Annotated in this window: 17 protein-coding genes; 5 read left to right on the forward strand and 12 right to left on the reverse strand. The window is 63.7% G+C overall.

The features are described 5' to 3' along the window. From LB516_RS00005 to LB516_RS00030, 6 genes are all read right to left on the reverse strand, one after another. Positions 1 to 1,652, reverse strand: a 1,652-nt coding sequence (locus tag LB516_RS00005; protein WP_224718686.1) for a VCBS domain-containing protein, incomplete at its 3' end; no start/stop codon positions are given. 758 nt (positions 1,653 to 2,410) lie between these two features. Then, a complete protein-coding gene (gene guaA, locus LB516_RS00010; RefSeq protein ID WP_140660887.1) occupies positions 2,411 to 3,973 on the reverse strand; it encodes a glutamine-hydrolyzing GMP synthase in 1,563 nt (520 codons plus the stop codon). A 55-nt stretch (positions 3,974 to 4,028) separates the two neighbouring features. Next, complete coding sequence (locus tag LB516_RS00015; RefSeq protein WP_140660886.1) at positions 4,029 to 4,697, reverse strand: 5'-methylthioadenosine/S-adenosylhomocysteine nucleosidase; 669 nt, start codon at positions 4,695 to 4,697, stop codon at positions 4,029 to 4,031. A 105-nt stretch (positions 4,698 to 4,802) separates the two neighbouring features. Further along, on the reverse strand, positions 4,803 to 5,261 hold the full coding sequence (locus LB516_RS00020) for a PaaI family thioesterase (protein WP_023771340.1): 459 nt from the start codon (positions 5,259 to 5,261) through the stop codon (positions 4,803 to 4,805). Between the two features lie 93 nt (positions 5,262 to 5,354). Next, a complete protein-coding gene (locus LB516_RS00025) occupies positions 5,355 to 5,807 on the reverse strand; it encodes a TspO/MBR family protein (protein WP_224718687.1) in 453 nt (150 codons plus the stop codon). Positions 5,808 to 5,879: 72 nt separating this feature from the next. Next, complete coding sequence (locus tag LB516_RS00030; protein WP_224718688.1) at positions 5,880 to 7,169, reverse strand: RsmB/NOP family class I SAM-dependent RNA methyltransferase; 1,290 nt, start codon at positions 7,167 to 7,169, stop codon at positions 5,880 to 5,882. A gap of 316 nt (positions 7,170 to 7,485) precedes the next feature. On the opposite strand from LB516_RS00030, the gene LB516_RS00035 reads away from it, so the two are divergent. Continuing rightward, positions 7,486 to 8,163, forward strand: a complete 678-nt coding sequence (locus LB516_RS00035; RefSeq protein ID WP_140614553.1) for an MIP family channel protein — start codon at positions 7,486 to 7,488, stop codon at positions 8,161 to 8,163. A gap of 68 nt (positions 8,164 to 8,231) precedes the next feature. Here the strand turns inward: LB516_RS00035 and katG are convergent, their stop codons facing one another. Then, a complete protein-coding gene (katG, locus tag LB516_RS00040; protein ID WP_224718689.1) occupies positions 8,232 to 10,442 on the reverse strand; it encodes a catalase/peroxidase HPI in 2,211 nt (736 codons plus the stop codon). Between the two features lie 177 nt (positions 10,443 to 10,619). On the opposite strand from katG, the gene LB516_RS00045 reads away from it, so the two are divergent. Then, positions 10,620 to 11,528, forward strand: coding sequence for a hydrogen peroxide-inducible genes activator (locus LB516_RS00045; RefSeq protein ID WP_015316520.1), 909 nt, complete (start codon positions 10,620 to 10,622; stop codon positions 11,526 to 11,528). Between the two features lie 19 nt (positions 11,529 to 11,547). On the opposite strand, the gene LB516_RS00050 is transcribed toward LB516_RS00045, so the two are convergent. The 4 genes from LB516_RS00050 to LB516_RS00065 form a co-directional block, all read right to left on the reverse strand. Continuing rightward, positions 11,548 to 12,300: an amino acid ABC transporter ATP-binding protein gene (locus LB516_RS00050; RefSeq protein ID WP_167331151.1), complete on the reverse strand. Its 753-nt coding sequence runs from the start codon at positions 12,298 to 12,300 to the stop codon at positions 11,548 to 11,550. Positions 12,301 to 12,350: 50 nt separating this feature from the next. Next, positions 12,351 to 13,292, reverse strand: coding sequence for an amino acid ABC transporter permease (locus LB516_RS00055; RefSeq protein WP_140715522.1), 942 nt, complete (start codon positions 13,290 to 13,292; stop codon positions 12,351 to 12,353). A 56-nt stretch (positions 13,293 to 13,348) separates the two neighbouring features. Next, entirely contained in the window at positions 13,349 to 14,206 is an 858-nt protein-coding gene (locus LB516_RS00060; protein WP_140660879.1) for an ABC transporter substrate-binding protein, read from the reverse strand. Positions 14,207 to 14,286: 80 nt separating this feature from the next. Further along, positions 14,287 to 15,300, reverse strand: coding sequence for an isopenicillin N synthase family dioxygenase (locus LB516_RS00065; RefSeq protein WP_015316516.1), 1,014 nt, complete (start codon positions 15,298 to 15,300; stop codon positions 14,287 to 14,289). Positions 15,301 to 15,402: 102 nt separating this feature from the next. Between LB516_RS00065 and LB516_RS00070 the strand changes: the two genes are divergently transcribed. Next, positions 15,403 to 16,347, forward strand: coding sequence for a nucleoside hydrolase (locus LB516_RS00070; RefSeq protein WP_224718690.1), 945 nt, complete (start codon positions 15,403 to 15,405; stop codon positions 16,345 to 16,347). A gap of 103 nt (positions 16,348 to 16,450) precedes the next feature. Continuing rightward, positions 16,451 to 17,125, forward strand: coding sequence for a TetR/AcrR family transcriptional regulator (locus LB516_RS00075; protein WP_140792903.1), 675 nt, complete (start codon positions 16,451 to 16,453; stop codon positions 17,123 to 17,125). Between the two features lie 16 nt (positions 17,126 to 17,141). On the opposite strand, the gene LB516_RS00080 is transcribed toward LB516_RS00075, so the two are convergent. Beyond that, positions 17,142 to 17,783 carry a class I SAM-dependent methyltransferase gene (locus LB516_RS00080; RefSeq protein WP_224718691.1) on the reverse strand — a complete coding sequence of 214 codons (642 nt, stop codon included), beginning with the start codon at positions 17,781 to 17,783 and terminating at the stop codon, positions 17,142 to 17,144. A gap of 174 nt (positions 17,784 to 17,957) precedes the next feature. On the opposite strand from LB516_RS00080, the gene LB516_RS00085 reads away from it, so the two are divergent. After that, the gene (locus tag LB516_RS00085; RefSeq protein WP_224718918.1) at positions 17,958 to 19,502 is read left to right on the forward strand and encodes an alpha/beta hydrolase; all 1,545 of its coding nucleotides are present in this window, start codon (positions 17,958 to 17,960) and stop codon (positions 19,500 to 19,502) included. Position 19,503 lies beyond the last annotated feature (1 nt).

Genomic DNA, 19,503 nt, shown 5'->3' on the forward strand with positions numbered 1-19,503 from the left:
ACCGTGCCGGCAGCCTGGCCGACAGCCGTCGTGATCACCGGCGAATCGTTGGTCCCGGTGATCGTGATCGTCACCGTTTCCGTCGCCGTCGCGCCCTTGTCGTCCGTCACCGTCGCCGTGAACGTCTGCGTGTCGCTCTCACCCTCGGCCAGATGATCGGCCGCGCCCTGGTTGAGCGCAAAGGTCCATGCGCCCGTCGCCGGGTTGATCGCAAACGCCCCATAGGTGCCCGTCGCGTCACCGCTCCAGGTCGCCGTCGCAAGGTGGTCAACATCCGAAGACGTCAGCGTGCCAGACGCAGACGCCGTTCCGGGGACAACCGTCCCGTCGTCCAGATTGCCGGCCTCGACAACCGTGCCGGCAGCCTGGCCGACAGCCGTCGTGATCACCGGCGAATCGTTGGTCCCGGTGATCGTGATCGTCACCGTCTGCGTGTCGGTGCCGGTATGGCCGTCGTCGGCCTTGATCGTGTAGGTGAGCGTCAGAGTCTCGCCTTGGGCAAGGAAGTCGAAGGCTTGCGGTGTCGAGTTGAACGACCAATTCAGATTGTGCGTGTCGGTCGGACTGGCGGCAAGCGAGGCCGGCGACACCGTCAGCATGCCGAGCACCGCGGCGCTGTTCAGACCGCCCGTTGTGCCGGCGAGCGATACAGATGTCACGCTAGGAGTCACCGTATCGGAGAGGTCGGCATCGTTCACCGTCAGGGTGCCGCTCTTCATCAGGGCTGCATTGGTCTCGGTCAGCGAGGCTGTAGCGCTGTCGCCGGCGCCAACGGTGATGTCCGGCGCGTCATTGGTGCCGTTGATGGTGATCGTCACCGTCTGCATGTCGGTGCCTGTATGGCCGTCGTCGGCCTTGATCGTGTAGGTGAGCGTCAGCGTCTCGCCGACAGCCAGGAAGTCGAAGGCTTGTGGCGCCGAATTGAAGGTCCAGCCCAGATTGTTGGTTTCGCCAGGGTTAGCCGTCAGCGAGGTCGGTGAAACCGTCATCATGCCGATGACGGCGGCGCTGTTCAGGCCGCCAAGGGTGCCGGCGAGCGACACTGAGGCGACACTTGCGGTTACTGTGTCGGAGACGTCAGCGTCGTTCACAGTCAGCGTGCCGCTCTTCGTCAGAGCCGAGTTCGTCTCGATCAGCGACGCGGCCGCGCTGTCGGTCGTCACCAGATGGATATCGGGCTTGTCATTCGTGCCGGTGAACTGAACGGTGGCAGTGGCCCAGCTCAGCGTGCCGTTGCCGAGTTGAATAGCGTAGGTCACCTTATCGACGAGAACCTCACCCGCAGAAAGTGCCTGTAGCTGCCCAGCGATACTCGCCGTGTCGTAGTGGATTGTGCCATCGCTGGCCATCCAGATCTTGGCTCCCAAGAAGCTTGTGTCGGTGGTCCCGGCGGCTCCCGAACTATCAGTAGAATATGTCGTATCCCGCGTGAGCAGATCTGCGGGAGCATATGTCTTGGTTGCGGTCGACAAACTGTCTGCGTTGTCGATGGAGTAGAGCTGTTTGGCTGCGCCACCCAGATCATTCGCCAAAACGTTCAGGACAAGGACCCCGGTTGCATCTTCCGAATAGAGGAAGGTGTCATCGTTTGCCTGCGGTGTATTGGAGAATGACGCCGTGGTGCCGCCGGCACCGGTGACCTGAGTAGCCATTTTCAACCCCTGTTTGTGTAGCAGACGCCCCAACGCCTGTTTGTTGATAGTCCTGTACGACCACGCTCTGTCCGAGCACCGATCCCAAAGTCGCCACGCAGCTGGGTTGAAAGCGAGTGCGGCGCATCATCAGCGAGCCTGCCGGACAAGCAGGTGCCGGCTGGAGCTAGCGGATGATGATCGCATGATGGCGGCTGCGACGGCGTTGTCGCAGCGCTGCGTCTCCCAACCCAATTGCATCGCCTAAATCGCCGGTCTGCGATCAAGAGATTTTAGACAATGCTTATATTAGGAGATTATTAACTCTACTGGGGAGGAAGCGTCAACGTCCAACTTGGGCGAACGGTTAATATTCAACATGAAGGAGCTGCAGCCACCCGGATCGGCTTGTGAGATCGAACGAGCGCACGCCTGATATGAGCCAGCGCGGCAGAAGATGCGGGGCAGCGTAACGAGAGCCCGCCAGCGCACTAACGCTGGACCTTGATCGCTGCCACGGGCGAGCCGGACATCCGGAATTTTCACGCTCCAACGCAGATCACTCCAAGGATGACAAGGCGCGAAGCAGATCTTGCCTTTGTGCACGCCGTTTTACGCCGTAGCCCCCTTCTTAAAGGTCTTTACCTCGTAAGGGACTTGGGCAGATCGGACTTGCCAGATTGGAGATGAAGAATACCAGTTCAGCGAAAGTGAGACACGACACGAGAACAATTCTCGATGGCGAAAATCGCCGCCGAATCTACGCGATTGCCGCTCCTTCACTCCCACTCGATTGTGCCAGGCGGCTTCGACGTCACGTCATACACCACGCGGTTGATGCCGCGGACTTCATTGATGATGCGGGTGGCGGCGGCGCCCAGGAAGGCCATGTCGTAGTGGTAGAAGTCAGCCGTCATGCCGTCGACGGAGGTCACGGCGCGTAGCGCGCAGACGAATTCGTAGGTGCGGCCGTCGCCCATGACGCCGACAGTCTGCACCGGCAGCAGCACGGCGAAGGCCTGCCAGATCGCGTCATAGAGGCCGGCCTTGCGGATTTCGTCGAGATAGATGGCATCGGCCTCGCGCAGGATCTCCAGCTTTTCCCGCGTGATGCCGCCCGGGCAGCGGATGGCGAGGCCGGGGCCTGGGAACGGATGACGTCCGATGAAGCTTTCGGGCAGGCCGAGCTCCTTGCCCAGCGCCCTCACCTCGTCCTTGAACAATTCGCGCAACGGCTCGACCAGTTGCATGTTCATGCGCTCGGGCAGGCCGCCGACATTGTGGTGCGACTTGATGGTCACCGAGGGGCCGCCGGTGAAGGAGACGCTCTCGATGACGTCGGGATAGAGCGTGCCTTGCGCCAGGAAATCGGCGCCGCCGAGCTTCTTGGCCTCGTCCTCGAACACTTCGATGAACAACCGGCCAATGGTCTTGCGCTTCTTTTCCGGGTCGGACTCGCCTTCCAACTGCGAGATGAACTTGTCCGAGGCGTCGACCAGGATCAAAGGCAGATTGTAGTGCTGGCGGAACATCGCCACCACACCAGCGGCCTCGTCCTTGCGCATCAGGCCATGGTCGACAAGAATGCAGGTGAGCTGGTCGCCGACCGCCTCGTGGATCAGAAGGGCAGCCACCGAGGAATCCACGCCGCCCGACAGCGCGCAGATGACCTTGCCCTTGCCGACCTGCTTGCGGATCGCCTCGACCGCGTGCTCGCGATAGGCGCGCATCGTCCAGTCGCCTTCGATGCCGGCGATGTTGTGGACGAAGTTCCTGAGCAGCCTCGCACCATCCGGCGTATGCACCACCTCGGGGTGGAACATGATGCCGTACATCCTGCGTTCGACATTGCCGAAGATGGCGAAGGGCGAGCTTTCCGATTTGCCGAACACCTCGAAGCCAGGCGGCAGGGCGATGACGCGATCGCCATGACTCATCCACACCTGATGGCGCTGGCCTGTGGCCCACAGGCCCTCGAATAGCGGGCTGTCCTTCTCGATCTCGACAAAGGCGCGGCCGAATTCGCGATGGTTGGAGCTTTCGGCGACGCCACCCATCTGCACGCACATGGCCATCTGGCCATAGCAGATGCCAAGCACAGGCACGCCGGCATCGAAGACGATCTGCGGCGCGCGCGGGCTGCCGATATCGGACGTCGAAGCCGGGCCGCCGGACAGGATGACCGCTTTCGGGTTGATGCGCTTGAATGCCGCCTCGGCCGACTGGAACGGCACGATCTCGGAAAACACGCCGGCCTCGCGGATGCGGCGGGCGATGAGCTGCGTAAACTGGCTGCCGAAATCGACAATCAGGATGGTGTCGGTGTGATTGGCTGTCGTCATGGCGAGCCTTTAGAGAAAGAAACGAGTCTGCGCAATGGGTTGCGTCGCCTGACTTTCAGAGCGGTATCGCCTCGTCACCAGGTGAATCCGGCCGGAGCAAGCCCGAACCGATCGCCTGTTCGAGCCGCATGACGGCGTCGGCCAGCTTTTCATCGATGACGTGCAGATATTCGGTCCAGTCGCCGACGTGCCTGAGATCAGCCGCGCCGTCGGAAATGCCGCGCAGCCCGATGAGCGGGATGTCGAAAAGCTGACAGGCGCGCAGGCAGGCGAAGGTCTCCATGTCGACCATGTCGGCGGCGATCGCTTCGTACGCCGCGCCGGTAATGACGGCGCCGCCGGTCGACAGTGTCGCCTCCTTGATTTCGGGAATACGCAACGGCAACGGTACGATCACCGGCAGGTCGAGAAACGGCGTCGCGCCTTTTTCGAAGCCCAGCGGCGAGGCATCGATGTCGCGATAGCTGACGGAGACGGCCTGGTAGATTTCGGTCTGCTCCAGGGTCCGGCTACCAGCAGAGCCGAGCGATACCACCAGATCGGGCAATGCCTTGTCCGATTTCAACCAGGAGAGCTCAGCGCCCAGCCGCACGCCGGCCTCGACCGGGCCCACGCCCGTCATCAGCGGCGTGAACAATCGCTGCAGATGCGGGCCATATTCGGCCCGCGCCGCCATGACGAAGAGGACATCCTTGCCGCCAATGCGCACGACGTTGCCAGTCATGGCGATCCTCCTGCTTGCGCTACATTATGACCAACGGCATGGCCGCTGCCGGCGGCAGCTCCGTGCCGCCGGCACGATTAAATTCGCCCGCGGCGAACCGGCCACTCACCCAGCGATACCATCACGGCCTAGCACCGTCATCATCGTCCCGGTCATGGTGGCGATCAGCTTGGCCTCGCCGTCGGTGGCGAAGGCATAGGCCTGGCCGTCGGCAACGATGATGGTACGGCCGGGTTTGGTCACCGAACCGCGGAACAGAAAACGCTCACCCCGGCCCGGCGCCAGAAGGTTGACCTTGAATTCGATGGTCAGCACGCCAGAATTCTCCGGCATGAGCGAGAACGCCGCATAGCCGCAAGCCGAGTCCAGCGCCGTCGAAATGACGCCGGCATGCAGGAACCCATGCTGCTGGGTCAGCGCCGCTGAATAAGGCATCTCAATCTCGATGATGCCGGGGGTCACCAATGTCAGTTCGGCGCCGATCGTCGCCATCGCCTGCTGGCGTGCGAAGGACGCCCTGACGCGATCCTCATAGTCCGGAGCCGGTACGATCTTTGCTGCCATCGCCGTTGCCTTCACGTTTGCCGGGAAAGCTTATCGCAGAGGCATGAGCGGCAGGCAAATACTTTTGCTGCACTGCAGCAAACCGCACGTCACCTAGTTCAGCCAAAGAAGCGAGGCGTTGAGCAAGGTGGCGAACGCCACCCACGCCGCGTAGGGCACGAAAAGCCAGGCGGCGAGCCGATCGCGGGTCCAGACGCATGCGATAAACAGCGCGATGACGGCCAGAAGAAGCACGATGATGACCAGAGCAGGCCCCATCATTTTTGCGCCGAAGAAGATTGGCGACCACAGGAAATTCAGGACGAGCTGAGCGCCCCAGATCTTCATCGCGGTGCCGGCCGGGTCCCGCAACCATGTCCGCCAGCCGGCCACGGCGATCAGCACATAGAGCAGTGTCCAGGCAGGCGCGAAAATCCAGTTGGGCGGATTGAAGGAAGGCTTGGCCAGCGATGCATACCAGGCACCTGGCAAGGTGGCGAAACCGATCAGCAGGCCTCCGCCCAGCACCAGGACGAGGAACAGCAGAAGCGACAGATATCTTTGCAAGCACTCACCCTGTGGCGGCGCAACGCCGCGCATCTGCAATTGGGGCGCTGCGGGCAGCTGTCAACGACAGCGTCAGTTCGCCCGGCGCAAGGCGCAAAAATAAAATCCGTCTGTGCCGCTCAGCGCCGGCGAGAGCGAAATGCCACCCAGGGCACCGATCCGCATCGCGGCGGTATGGCCGGGAAAACGGCTGTCCCAGAGCTGGCGATGATCGACCGGGGCAAAGCCGCCGTGCCGCTCGCGAAACGCGGCGATTTGTTCACCGTTCTCCTCGTCGAACACGGAGCAGGTTACGTAGACCAGCAGGCCACCGGGTTTGACGTAGGTTCTGGCGGCATCGAGGATCGTCGCCTGCTCGCCCTTGCGGGCATCAAGCTGTCTCTGCGTCAGCCGCCATTTGGCGTCGGGACGCCGCCGCCAGGTGCCGCTGCCGGTGCAGGGCGCGTCGACCAGCACGATGTCCATGTGGCCGGTCAATGGGGCAAGCTCGGCCGGCTTGGTGGTGACCTGCACATTGCGGTTTTCCGAGCGGCGAATGCGGTCGAAGATTGGCGCCAGCCGCGCCTTTTCGGCATCGTGAGCGAAGATTTGACCGTGGTTGTCCATCGCCGCCGACAACGCCAGCGTCTTGCCGCCTGCGCCGGCGCAGAAATCGAGCACCTGCATGCCAGCCGTCGCGCCGGCAAGCGCCGCCGCAATTTGCGACCCCTCGTCCTGGACCTCGAACCAGCCTTTCTGGAAGGCCGGCTCGGCTTGCACGTTCGGATGCCGGCCGTCACCGTCGATCGGCGGGATGCGGATGCCGTAGGGTGCGATCCGTGCGGCACTGGCACCGGTCTGCGCGAGTTCAGCCAACACCTTGGCGCGATTGGCCTGCAGCGTGTTGACCCGGATGTCGAGCGGCGGACGTGTGGCGAGCGCCGCGCCCTCCTCGACCCATGTGTCGCCAAAGGCCCGCTGGAAAAGCGGTTCGCACCAATCGGGAATGTCGGCGCGAACAGCAGGCGGCGCGTCGGCAAGCCGGCGTTCCGCGATTGCCTGGAGTTCCGTGGCGCTCAGCAGCGGCGGCGCGAATTTGTCACCTTCGAGCGCTGCGTTGAGCGACTGCGCCGTCTGGCTCCATTCGAGCAGCAGCGCCCCGAAGCCGATGGCTCGCGGCGTGTCTTCGCCCAGCAACCAGCCGGCGGAGCGCTTGTGGCGCAGCGCGTCGTAGACGATGTTGCCGATCGCGGCGCGATCCCCACCGCCGGCGAAGCGATGGGACAGGCCCCAATCCTTCAGCGCGTCGGCCACCGGCCGGTGACGCCGACCAATGTCCTCCAGCACTTCAATGGCCGCAGCCAGCCGTCCGCCCAGTCGCATTCGTCATTCCATCAATCGAGCACATTATCCGGTCTGCTCTTAGAGCCTTTCACGTCCGGATTGAACCCCGCCCGGCCTCGCCGCGAGCGCAAGCTGGCGATGGTCGGCTAAACCTGTCCGACCGGTAAATCTTCGCGGCGGTTAGAAGCAGGCGGACTAGTAGATACAAGATCTCTAATGTTCTTAACTGGCGGCCGGAAGGACGGCGTGTGGCGCTACAGCTCTGCTTTCCAAGTTTTTCGGTTGGGAATACTCTTGCCGTCATGATTCGCGGCGCGGAAAACGTGGACCGGCGGATCGTCACGAGGAGAGGGCAATGAAGATTTATCTGGCGGAAGTTCTAGGCACATTTCTGTTGGTGTTCATCGGTACGGCGTCCGTGGTGACGGGGGGCTTCGGCGGCGCGCTGCCGCTTGGCCAGGAAGGCATCGGTCTGGCATTCGGCATCGGCCTCATCGCGGCGGCCTATGCGATCGGCCCGATTTCGGGCGCGCATCTCAATCCGGCGGTGACGCTCGGCGTGTTCCTGGCTGGCCGGCTGCCGGCCAAGGACGTCATCCCCTATTGGATCGCGCAGATCATCGGCGCCATCATCGCCTCGCTGGCGTTGTGGATCATCGTTTCCGGCCAGACCGGCGGCCATACCGGCGGCTTCGGCGCCAATGGCTGGGACGAGACGAAATGGGGCATGAGCTCGGCGTTCCTGTGGGAGCTGATCGGCACCTTCACCTTCGTCACGGTGATCCTTGGCGTTACCGCTGAAAAACACTCGACGGCGTTTGCCGGCCTGGTCATCGGCCTGACGCTAGCGGGCATTCACTTCGCCATGATCCCGGTCACCGGTACCTCGGTCAATCCGGCGCGCTCGATCGGCCCGGCGCTGTTTACCGGCGGTGCCGCACTCAGCCAGCTCTGGTTGTTCATCGTCGCACCGCTGATCGGCGGCGCCATTGCCGGCGTCGTCGCCAAGGTGCGTGTCTTCGAGAAGGATTGATTCCAGAGCCTGAATGCAAGAGGCGCGGGCCGTGGCCCGCGCCTCTTTCGTAGGTCCTCAAGCTCGGGTCAGGCCGCGATGTCAAAGCGGTCGGCGTTCATCACCTTGGTCCATGCCGCAACGAAATCCCGGGCGAATTTCTGCCCGGCGTCCGCCGATCCGTAGACCTCGGCCAATGCCCGCAGCTGCGCATGCGAACCGAAGATCAGGTCGGCACGGGTGCCGGTCCACCTGACTGCCTTGGTTTTGCGGTCGCGCGCTTCGTACACTTCTTCCGAACCCGGAACAGAACCGGCAGCCGGATCCCAGACCGTGCTCATGCTGAGCAGGTTGACGAAGAAGTCGTTGGTCAGCGTGCCGGGTCTGTCGGTAAGCACGCCGTGCCTGGACTTGCCGGTATTGGCGCCGAGCACCCGCAAGCCCCCAACGAGCACCGTCAGTTCCGGCGCCGTCAGGCCCAGCAACTGCGCGCGGTCAACCAGCATGGCTTCAACCGACATGGGCTGCTTGCCCCTGACATAGTTGCGGAAGCCGTCGACTTTCGGCTCGAGCGCGGCAAAGGAGTGGACGTCCGTCTGCTCCTGCGATGCATCCATGCGGCCGGGCGTGAACGGCACCTTCACGTCGTTGCCGCCATCCTTCGCGGCCTTCTCGACCGCGGCGATACCGCCGAGCACGATCAGGTCGGCCAGCGAGACCTTCCTGTCGCCGGTCTGCGCGGTGTTGAATTCCGTCTGGATGCCTTCGAGCCTGGCAAGCACCTTCGACAGTTCGGCCGGCTGGTTGACTTCCCAGTCCTTCTGCGGCGCCAGCCGGATGCGTGCGCCATTGGCGCCGCCGCGCTTGTCGGAGTTGCGGAAGGTCGAAGCCGAGGCCCAGGCCGTCGAGACCAGTTCGGAAACCGACAGGCCGGAGGCCAGGATCTTGGCCTTCAGCGATGCGATGTCCTGCTCGCTGACCAGTTCATGGTCGAGCGCCGGGATCGGGTCCTGCCAGATCAGCTCTTCCTTGGGCACCAACGGGCCGAGATAGCGCACCGCCGGACCCATGTCGCGGTGGGTCAGCTTGAACCAGGCGCGGGCGAAGGCATCGGCGAACTGATCCGGATGTTCATGGAAACGCCGCGAGACCTTCTCATAGGCGGGGTCAGCCCGCAGCGCGAGGTCGGTGGTCAGCATGGCCGGCGCGTGACGCTTCGAGGGGTTGTGCGCATCCGGCACCGTGCCGGCACCGGCGCCACCCTTCGGCGTCCACTGATGGGCGCCCGCCGGGCTCTTCGTCAGCTCCCATTCGAAATTGAACAGATTGTCGAAGAAGTTGTTGCTCCACTTGGTCGGCGTCGTGGTCCAGGTGACTTCGAGACCCGAGGTGATGGCGTCGCCGGCAATGCCTGACGCATGTTTGCTCGACCAGCCGAGGCCCTGCGCCTCGATGCCGGCACCTTCCGGCTCCGCGCCCACCAGCGAGGCATCGCCGGCGCCGTGGGTCTTGCCGAAAGTGTGGCCGCCGGCAATCAGCGCCACGGTTTCTTCGTCGTTCATCGCCATGCGCGCGAAGGTTTCCCGGATATCACGGGCCGAGGCCAGCGGATCGGGCTTGCCGTTCGGCCCTTCCGGATTGACGTAGATCAGGCCCATCTGCACGGCGCCGAGATGGCCGCGAAGCTCACGATCGCCCGAGTAGCGCTCGTCGCCCAGCCACTTGGTTTCCGAACCCCAGTCCACGTCCTGCTCGGGCTCCCAGACGTCGGCGCGGCCGCCGGCGAAGCCGAAGGTCTTGAAGCCCATCGATTCCAGCGCGACGTTGCCGGTGAGGATCAGCAGGTCGGCCCAGGAGATCTTGCGGCCGTACTTCTGCTTGACCGGCCACAGCAGGCGGCGCGCCTTGTCGAGATTGGCATTGTCCGGCCAGCTGTTGAGCGGTGCGAAACGCTGCTGGCCGGCGCCGGCGCCGCCGCGGCCGTCGCCGATGCGGTAGGTGCCGGCGCTGTGCCAGGCCATGCGGATGAACAGCGGCCCGTAATGGCCGAAGTCGGCCGGCCACCAATCCTGCGAATCCGTCATCACTTGGTGCAGGTCCTTGATGACCGCATCGAGATCGAGGCTGGCGAATTCCTTGGCATAGTCGAAGTCCTCGCCCATCGGGTCCGACAGGTTCGACTGCTGATGGAGAACGCCAAGGTCAAGCTGGTTCGGCCACCAGTCACGGTTGGTCCGGCCGGCGGATCCATGCGCGACAGGGCATTTGCCCGCGCTGCTGTCGTCGGTTTTCGCGTCCATCTCTCACTCCAATTTGCCGAGGTTTGATTTGCCGGGGTTGATTTTTGCCGAGATTTTGGGGGCGGCCAGCGGCCCGCGCCAATCTGGAACCATTCCAGCCTAGGCCAGACCGCCGATAAAAACAAATTGTCTTTCCTGTTTATTTCGATAGGATTTTCTTATGATGGCCTTGACCGCATGATCGGACTGACAGTTCGCCAAATGCATTATTTCGACGCGCTGGCGCAGACGCTGCATTTCGGGCGTGCGGCGAAACTTGCCGGTGTCAGCCAGCCGGCGCTGTCCTCGCAGATCGCCGAAATGGAGCAACGGCTGAACTGCCGGCTGTTCGAACGCGGCGGCAAGTCGGTGCGCATGACGGACGAGGCGATCGCCCTGTTGCCGCGTATCGAGCGCATCCTGGCTGACATACGTGACGTGGAAACGACGGCCCGGCGCGGCCGCACGGCTATGGAGGGACGCTTCCGGCTGGGCATCATCCCGACTGTCGCGCCCTATCTTCTGCCACGCGCCTTGCCCGAACTGAAGAAGCATTTCCCGGCCTTGCTGCTCGAATTGCGCGAGGCGGTCACCACCTCCCTGGTCGAAGACACCGCATCGCGAAAACTCGACGCCTTCATCGCGGCACTTCCGCTCGACCATCCAGGACTGATCACCGAGGCGCTCTTTCCCGACCGGTTCTTCCTGGCCGTGCCGTCGGACGATCCGGCCTTTGCCTCGCCGCCGGTTCCACCCGAGAGCCCGGCGCTGGAAAGACTGATGCTGCTGGAAGAAGGCCATTGCCTGCGCGAACAGGCGCTGGCCGTCTGCGGCAATGTGCGGCCGGTGGCGATGGCAAGCTATGGCGCGACCAGCCTGACCACGCTCCTGCAGATGGTGGCGCACGGGCTCGGCGTCACGCTCATCCCCGAAATGGCGACCGGCCCCGCCGGCACCATCCCCGACCTCAAGATCGTGCCGTTCCAGGAACCGATGCCGCAGCGCATGATCTGCCTGGCCTGGCGACGCAACAATGCGCGGCACGGGGAATGCGTCGAGCTAGCCAAGATTATACGGGGGCTAGGCCCGGCGCTGTTGGCGGCCTGAGAGGTGGCCCTAACGCTCGTTACAGCACCCGCGACAGGAACTCGCGGGTGCGCGGCGACACCGGGTTGGCGATCATCTCGCGCGGCGCGCCGCGTTCGACGATCACGCCGCCGTCCATGAACACGAGCTGGTCGCCGATCTCGCGGGCAAAGCCGACCTCGTGGGTGACGACGACCATCGTCATGCCGCTCTCGGCAAGGTCGCGCATGACCTGCAGGACTTCGCCGACCAGTTCCGGATCCAGCGCCGAGGTCGGCTCGTCGAAGAGCAGCACCTTGGGCTTCATCGCCAGGGCGCGCGCGATCGCGACACGCTGCTGCTGGCCCCCGGACAGTTCGCGGGGATAGCGGTCTACCTTATCGGCCAGGCCGACACGCCGCAGCAGCACCTCCGCCTCGGTCTTTGCCTGGTCGACTGGAATGCGCCGCACCTGCGTCGGCGCCTCGATCAGGTTCTCCATCACCGTCATGTGCGAGAACAGGTTGAACGACTGGAACAGCATGCCGATCTCGGCGCGGCGCCGGCACAGAAGATCGTCCTTCACCTCATAGAGCTTGTCGCCCTGGAGGTCGTAGCCGACGAACTGGCTGTCGACGAGCAGGATGCCGCCGCTGAGTTTTTCCAAATGGTTGATGCAGCGCAGGAACGTGCTCTTGCCCGATCCCGACGGGCCGATGATGCAGGCGACCGATCCCTCCGGTACATCGAGGTCGACACCTTTGAGAACTTCAAGCTGGCCATAGGTTTTGCGCACGCCGCGCGCGAACACCATGGAGTTGGCGGGCACCCCGAAGCGGGCACGATTTTCGGACTTCACATCACTCATCGAGCAACGCCGCGCAGGCTGATCAAGTTGCGCAAGGTGCGCATCGTCAGGGGGTCGCGTCTGACATCGCTGCGGCCGAAATGGCGCTCCAGGAAATGCTGCCCCACCGACATGATGCTGACCACCGCGAGATACCAGAAGGCGACCACGATCAGCAGCGGAATGGTCTCGAAGGTGCGCGCATAGATGCTCTGCGCGGTATAGAACAGGTCGTCGACGGCGATGAACGTCACCAGCGACGTCATCTTCAGGAGGTTGATCGCCTCATTGCCGGTCGGCGGCAGCACGAAGCGCATGGCCTGCGGCAAGGTGATGCGCTTCAGGATCATGCGGTAGGGCATGCCGAGCGCGCTCGCCGCCTCTGACTGGCCAGACGGCACCGACTTGATGCCGGCCCGGATGATCTCGGCCATGTAGCCGGCCTCGCACAGCGAAAGCGCCACCACGGCGGAGAAGAACGGCGTCATGAAATCATTGGTGCGCACGGAAAACAGCGTGCCTATGAACGGCAAAGTCAGCGAGATTTCGCGCACCAGCAGCGACAGGTTGAACCAGAAGATCAGCTGGATCAGGGCTGGGACACCCCGGAAGAACCAGACATAGACGCCGGAAAAGGCGCGCAGCACCGGGCTCGGCGACACCCGCATGATCGCGATGACGGTGCCGACAATGATCGCCAGCACCATGATGATGACGGTGAGCATCAGCGTGTTGCCGAGGCCTCGCATGATCGAGGGATGGAACAGGTATCCGGCTGCCGTGCCCCAGGCAAAGGCCGGGTTGCTGGCGAAAGCACGAATGATGAGGAAGGCCAGCAGCAGGGCGAACGCCGTACCGACCCAAATGCCATAGCGGCGCTGCGGCACGACGGTCAGTCGTGACACGGCGGCGGAAACGCTTGGCTCGACGCCGATGTCGGTCGGGAGGGCAACGCCCATCGGATGTCTCCAGCTTGCGGGCCGGCGCCTGACGTTCATCAGGCGCCGGATGGTCTCTATTCGGCGCGAAGCGCGTCCATGGTGCCGACGAAGTAGGGTTCCTTGATCGCATAGGCGCCCATGCCGTATTTCTCCAGGATAGCTTTGTACGTGCCGTTCTTGAACAGTTCGGCAAGTGCCGCCACCATCATGTCGGCGGTCTGCTTGTCGTCCTTGGCGATCGCCATGCCGAGCGGCGCAACCTCGTAAAGCGTCGGCAGGACCACCAACTGGCCCTTGCTCGTCACCTCGAAATAGCTCGATGCGGTGGCATCGTCCATACGCGCGTCGACGCGGTCCGAAAGCACGGCCTGGACGATATCGGTGGAGGAGTTGAACACCGATTTCTCGATAGCCTTTTGGCCCTTGTCGGTGCATTCCTTACCGAGCTTGTCGACCAGGAAATCCGAGGCGCTGCCGGCCGAGACGCCGATGCGCTTGCCACAGAGCGGCATGTCGCCGCTGAAGCTCGCCTTCTTGTCGGGCGATGTCGAGACGGCGAGCCCTGCCTTCAGGAACATGATGAAATCGACCTGCTTCAGGCGCTCCGGCGTGGCCGAGAAGGTCTCCCAGGCGATCTTGAAGCGGCCCGCCGCAAGACCCGGGATCATCGACGGGAACGGCGTGCGCTGGATATCGAGCTTGGCGTCGACGAGCTTGGCCACCTCGCCGGCGAGTTCGACGATGATGCCGGTCTGCTTGCCGTCGGCGTCGAGATATTCGAACGGCGCGAAGTCCAGAGTGTTGGCGACGGCGAGCGTTCCGCTCTCTTTCACCTCAGCCGATTTCGGCACGTCGGCGGCTTTGGAAACCCCGCCCCCGACGGTGGTGGAGAGCGCCAGTGCAAGGCTGGTCATTCGCAGATATCTGTTCATTGCTGTTCCCCTTTTCTTGTCCTTGTTTGCAGTCTTTCCGGCAGAGCCCGGGCCAGTGGCCGGCACGGGCTCGGTGTCCCTTAGGAAGCGGCTGCTTCGGCCGCCTTCTTCTTTCGATAATGATAATTCTTGTCGATGCGCTCCATCAGGTAATCGCCATAGAGCACTGGCTCGTATTTCGGCTGTGTGCCGGCCGGCACACAGACCGAAAGTGCGGCGATCGTCTCGTCCATTGATGGATCGAAGAAGAAGGGCTGCGAATAGCGCTCGCGTCCGGAGCGGTTGATGACGCGGTGCGGCGTCGAGACGAACTGGTCATTCGACCAACGCGCCAGGATGTCGCCGACATTCATGACGAAGGAATCCGGAACCGGCGGCGCGGGAACCCAGTCGCCCGCCTTGTTCTTGACCTCGAGGCCGCCGACATTGTCCTGGGCTAGCAGCGTGATGAAGCCGTAGTCGGTGTGCGGCGCCGAACCGAAAAGCCCCTCTTCCTGGGGCTGCGTCGGATAGTGCAGCAGCCGCAGGAAAGTCGTCGGCTGCTCGAAATAGCGGTCGAGACTGTCGGAGGGCAGCCCGAGCGAAAGCGCGATAGCGCGCACCATCTTGCGGGCGAGCGTGCCCATCTCCTGGACATAGCGCTCGATGGTCTCCCTGAAGCCGGCAAGGGCGGCCTCGTCAGGCCACTGGTTGGGGCCTTGCAGCGGCTTGCCGGCCAAGGCCCGGGGGTCGTCGGCGCCGACCTCGTGCATGAAGAAGATCGATTCGCTCTGGTTCGGCTTGCTGACGGCCGCCACGGACGAGGTCACGATGGTCGAGCCGGCAAAGGGCAAGTAGCCGCGGAAATTCTTGTCGATCTTCAGCTTCGCCTTCTCCTCCTCGGGCAAGGCGAAGAAACGCTTGGAGGCCTCGCGGACCGCTTCGACATCGGTGCGCGGAATGGGGTGGCCGGTGACATAGAGGAAGCCGATCGTCTCGAGATAGCGGCGCAGTGTCGCTGCCGTTTCCCTGATCGCGCCTTCGTCGTCGCCATAGAGCGGCGAAACGTCGAGGATCGGAATTTCGGAAAAATCGCCGCGCTCTTGTGCATCCATTTCGAACACCCTGTCTTGAACATAAGATACAGTACTGTATTTCTACACATCCGAACGGCCTCATCAATAGGCTTTCGATCGCAAAAGGAAGGACGCGGCATCATGGCACCACGCAAGATCATCATCGATACCGATCCGGGCCAGGACGACGCCTTCGCCATCCTCTTCGCACTGGGGTCGCCTGATGAACTCGACGTGGTCGGCATCACCACGGTCGGCGGCAACGTGCCGCTTGCCCTGACCTCGAAGAATGCGCTGAAAGTCGTCGAACTCGCCGGGCGGCCCGATGTGCCCGTTTATGCCGGCTGCCCGGCGCCGATGGTGCGCAAGCTGATCACCGCCGAATATGTCCATGGGGAAACCGGCCTCGACGGCGCCGACCTTGCCGAACCGGTGACGCCGCTGCGGGGCGAACACGCGGTGAACTACATGGTGCGCACCATCATGGACGCGCCGGAAGGCGAATTGACCGTTTGCACGCTCGGGCCAATGACGAATCTGGCCATGGCCATGACCATGGAGCCGAGGATCGTGCCCCGTCTGCGCGAAGTGGTGCTGATGGGCGGCGGCTTCTTCCAGGGTGGCAACGCGACGCCGGCCGCTGAGTTCAACATCTTCGTCGACCCGCATGCCGCGCACAAGGTGTTCGACAGCGGCGCGCCGGTGACCATGGCGGGCATCGATTGCACCTACACGGCGCTGATGACGCCTGAGTGGCTCGACCGCCTGCGCGCAAGCGGCAGCCGCGCGGCGATCGAGGCCGCGAACCTGGCCGACTTCTACCGCCAGTATGGCACCCACAAATTCGAGACGCCGGCACGCCCCATCCACGATGCCTGCGTCACCGGTTATCTCCTGGCACCGCAAATCTATGAACAGCGCCAGTGCGCGGTGACGGTCGACATTGTCTCGCCTGAGACAATCGGCATGACCGTCGTCGACTGGTGGCACGTCACCGGCCGGCGCAAGAACTGCAACGTCCTGCGGCGCATCCATCCCGCGCCGTTCTTCGAACTCATGCTGGAGCGGATCAGCGCATTGCCCTGAGTTGCGCCTTCCGCGATAGATGGACACTTGATGAGTCGCGAAGCGCATCGGAGCCGGCGAACGGTTTTGTGGGCGTTGCGTGTGCGATGAAGGTCTTGATCGGATGAAATCGGACAGCGCCCCGGCCAAAGGCAAGAGACCAGCCAAAGCCGCGGGACCTGGGAAGACGGCGCGGCAGACGCTGAGTCGCGAGGCCTGGATCGCAGCGGCGCGCAAGGTGCTGGAGAAGCACGGCATTGGCGAGGTCAAGATCGACCGCCTCGCCAAGCAATTCAAGGTGACGCGCGGCAGCTTCTATTTCCATTTCACCAGCCTGGCCGATCTTCGCGACGGCCTGCTGCAAGAATGGCGAGATATCAATTGCGAGCCCTTCTGGGCAATGCGCGAGATGCTGGATATAGACGGCTTGCAGTTCTTCACCGACATCGTGCATGTTTGGGTCGACGAGGCGCCGTTCAGTCCCCTGCTCGACCTCGCCGTGCGCGACTGGTCACGAACGTCGAAAAAGCTGGCGCAGGAGGTCAAGGATATCGATGACCTGCGCATCGAACTCCTGACCCGCTCCTTCCGCGCCATGGGTTATCCCGAGGACGAAAGCCTGGTCAGGGCCCGCATCACCTATTTCCACCAGATCGGGCAATATGCGCTGTCCTTCAAGGAGGACCCGGCGGTGCGCCGCAGCTACCAGCCACTGTTCGGCGAGGTGCTGCTGGGGCCGCTGGTGCAGGAGCCGGGTTCGGCGCCACGGCCGGCGGAAATACGGCGCGGGCGGCGTTAGCGGACGAGGCATCCCGTCAACCCGTTAGGGGTATCGCGATGCCGGCATGGTGACTTCCCAACTGCCAGAAGGGTAGCTGGAACCGCTCACGCTGCGCTTCGACGATATGGAAGCCCGCCGTCCGGATCAGGTGCAATGGATCGCGATTGAGGTGGCAGCCGCCGGCGAGCCGGCCCCATATCAGGTTCAGACGCTCCTGCCACCGGCGGCAACGCGGCCCTTCGGCCTGGCCGTGCTCGATGAAGATCAGCCGGCCCGTGGGCTTGAGGATGCGCCGGATCTCGGTCAGCGCCGCCTCGGGGTCCGGAATGGTGCAGAAGGCATAGGTGACGACCACCGTATCGGCGAAGCTGTCGGCCAAGGGCAGCCTTTCACCGCTGGCCCTGATGCAGTCGACATCGAATGGCACGGAACGGCTCTTCGGTTCGGCAAGGCCCAGCATCGTGCCGTCGGGATCGACGCCGACCAGCCGCTTCACCCTGGCGGCGTCGTAATGGGGAAGGTTCAGGCCGGAGCCGAAGCCGACTTCGACGACGACGCCTCCTGCCCGCGGGATCAGGCGCCTTCGCATGTCCGTGAAAGCGTTGGCCGAACAGCCGGCGTGGACGAGGTAGGGAGCAATGCAGCGCGCGTACCAGGAGAGACAGGATTGGCACATGTCTCAGCCTCCTTGCCGTGTGTTGGCGGCACCGACAGGGCGGGTGAGAGTATTGACCAGTGACATTTCTCGCTCCAAGGGAGTCCCGTGATCGGGCCCGATCGGCCCGACGTCGTGGGAATGGATAGAAGGCCGGCGTCCCCTCAACGTCCCTGCATGGCCGTGGTCGGATCGATGGAGCGATTGGAATTCCGATTTCTGGGTTTTCCGGAGTTCCGGTTGAACGGCCGGCGGGTGGAACTCGCCCTGCGCAAGGCGGCAGCCCTGCTCATCTATCTCGCCGAGGCCAGCGGGCCGGTGGCGCGCGAGGTCGCCGCCGCGCTGTTGTGGCCGGAAGCCGACGAGCAGGCCGCACGCGCCCGCCTTCGGCGCACGCTGTACAAAATCCGCATCGCGTTCGGCAACGAGATCATCGCCGCCACAGGCGTCTCGCTAAGCCTGCACCCGGCGTTGTCCGCCGAGATCGACACCAGGATTTTCGAGCAGGCCTGCAATTCCGGCGCTCTCGACAAGGCAGCCGAGATCTACAAAGACGACTATCTCGCCGGCTTCTTGCTGCCGGACTGTCCGCAATTCGAGGAATGGGTCTTCTTTCGGCGAGAGACGTTGCGTGGCCGGCTGGTGCAGGCGCTGGAGCGGCTCATCGACGCCAAGATCGCCGACAGCCAGCCTCGTGGCGCGGTCGTTCACGCGAGACGGCTGGCGGCACTCGACCCCTTGAGCGAAAGCGCGCACCGACATCTGATCCGTGCCCATCTGGCGGCCGGGGACAGGGCGGCGGCCGAGCGGCAGATCGACACGTGCATCCGGCTCTTGCGGGACGAACTCGGTGTAGCGCCGGACCCCGCCACGCTTGCCATGCTGAGCCAGCCAACTCAGGACGCCGCCCTGGACGTGCCCAGGACGCGCTATGTCGCGGTGGGCGGCATCCACATCGCGTACCAGATCGTCGGCAGCGGCCCGACGGACATCGTGCTTGTTCCCGGCTTTATTTCGCATGTCGAGCGTATCTGGGAAGACCCGTGTTGCCGCGCCTGGCTGACCGCGGTTTCGCGCCTGGGTCGCCTGATCCTCTTCGACCGGCGCGGCATGGGGCTTTCCGACCGCGTCGGTGCCCGCCCCACGGTCGAGGCGACGGCGCAGGATATTCTGGCGGTCATGAACGCGGCCGACAGCCGCCGGGCCTTGCTGGTCGGCGCATCCGAGGGTGGGCCGGGCTGTACCCGTTTTGCGGTCCAGCATCCCGATCGGCTGACGGGCCTTGTCTTGTGGGGCTCGCTCGCCAAAGGCAGCCGTGCACCTGACTATCACCACGCCTTGACCGTCGCGCAGTATGATCTGTGGAAGCAACGGCTGCTGGCGGGCTGGGGTGGCCCGGCGGAAATCGACACCTTCGCACCGAGCCTCGCTGGCAACCGCCAGGCGAGGACCTGGTGGGCCGGATTGCTCAGGGCAGCCTCCAGTCCCGGCGCGGTCGCAGGGCTGCTCGACGCGTTGCGGGACACCGATGTCCGTCACCTCCTCGCAAAAGTTTCCGCCCCGACGATGATCCTCCACCGTTCCCGCGACCGCGCCGTGCGCATCGAGGCGGGGCGGTTCCTAGCGACCAAGATTCCAGGCGCGCGGTTCATCGAGGTCGATGGCGACGATCACTGGTTCTGGGTCGGCGACCAGCAGGCGCTGCTCGAGGCTATCGGCGCGCTTGTGCGACACGGCTGAT

It is taken from the genome of Mesorhizobium sp. CO1-1-7, assembly GCF_020164885.1.
Classification (GTDB): Bacteria; Pseudomonadota; Alphaproteobacteria; order Rhizobiales; family Rhizobiaceae; genus Mesorhizobium; species Mesorhizobium australicum.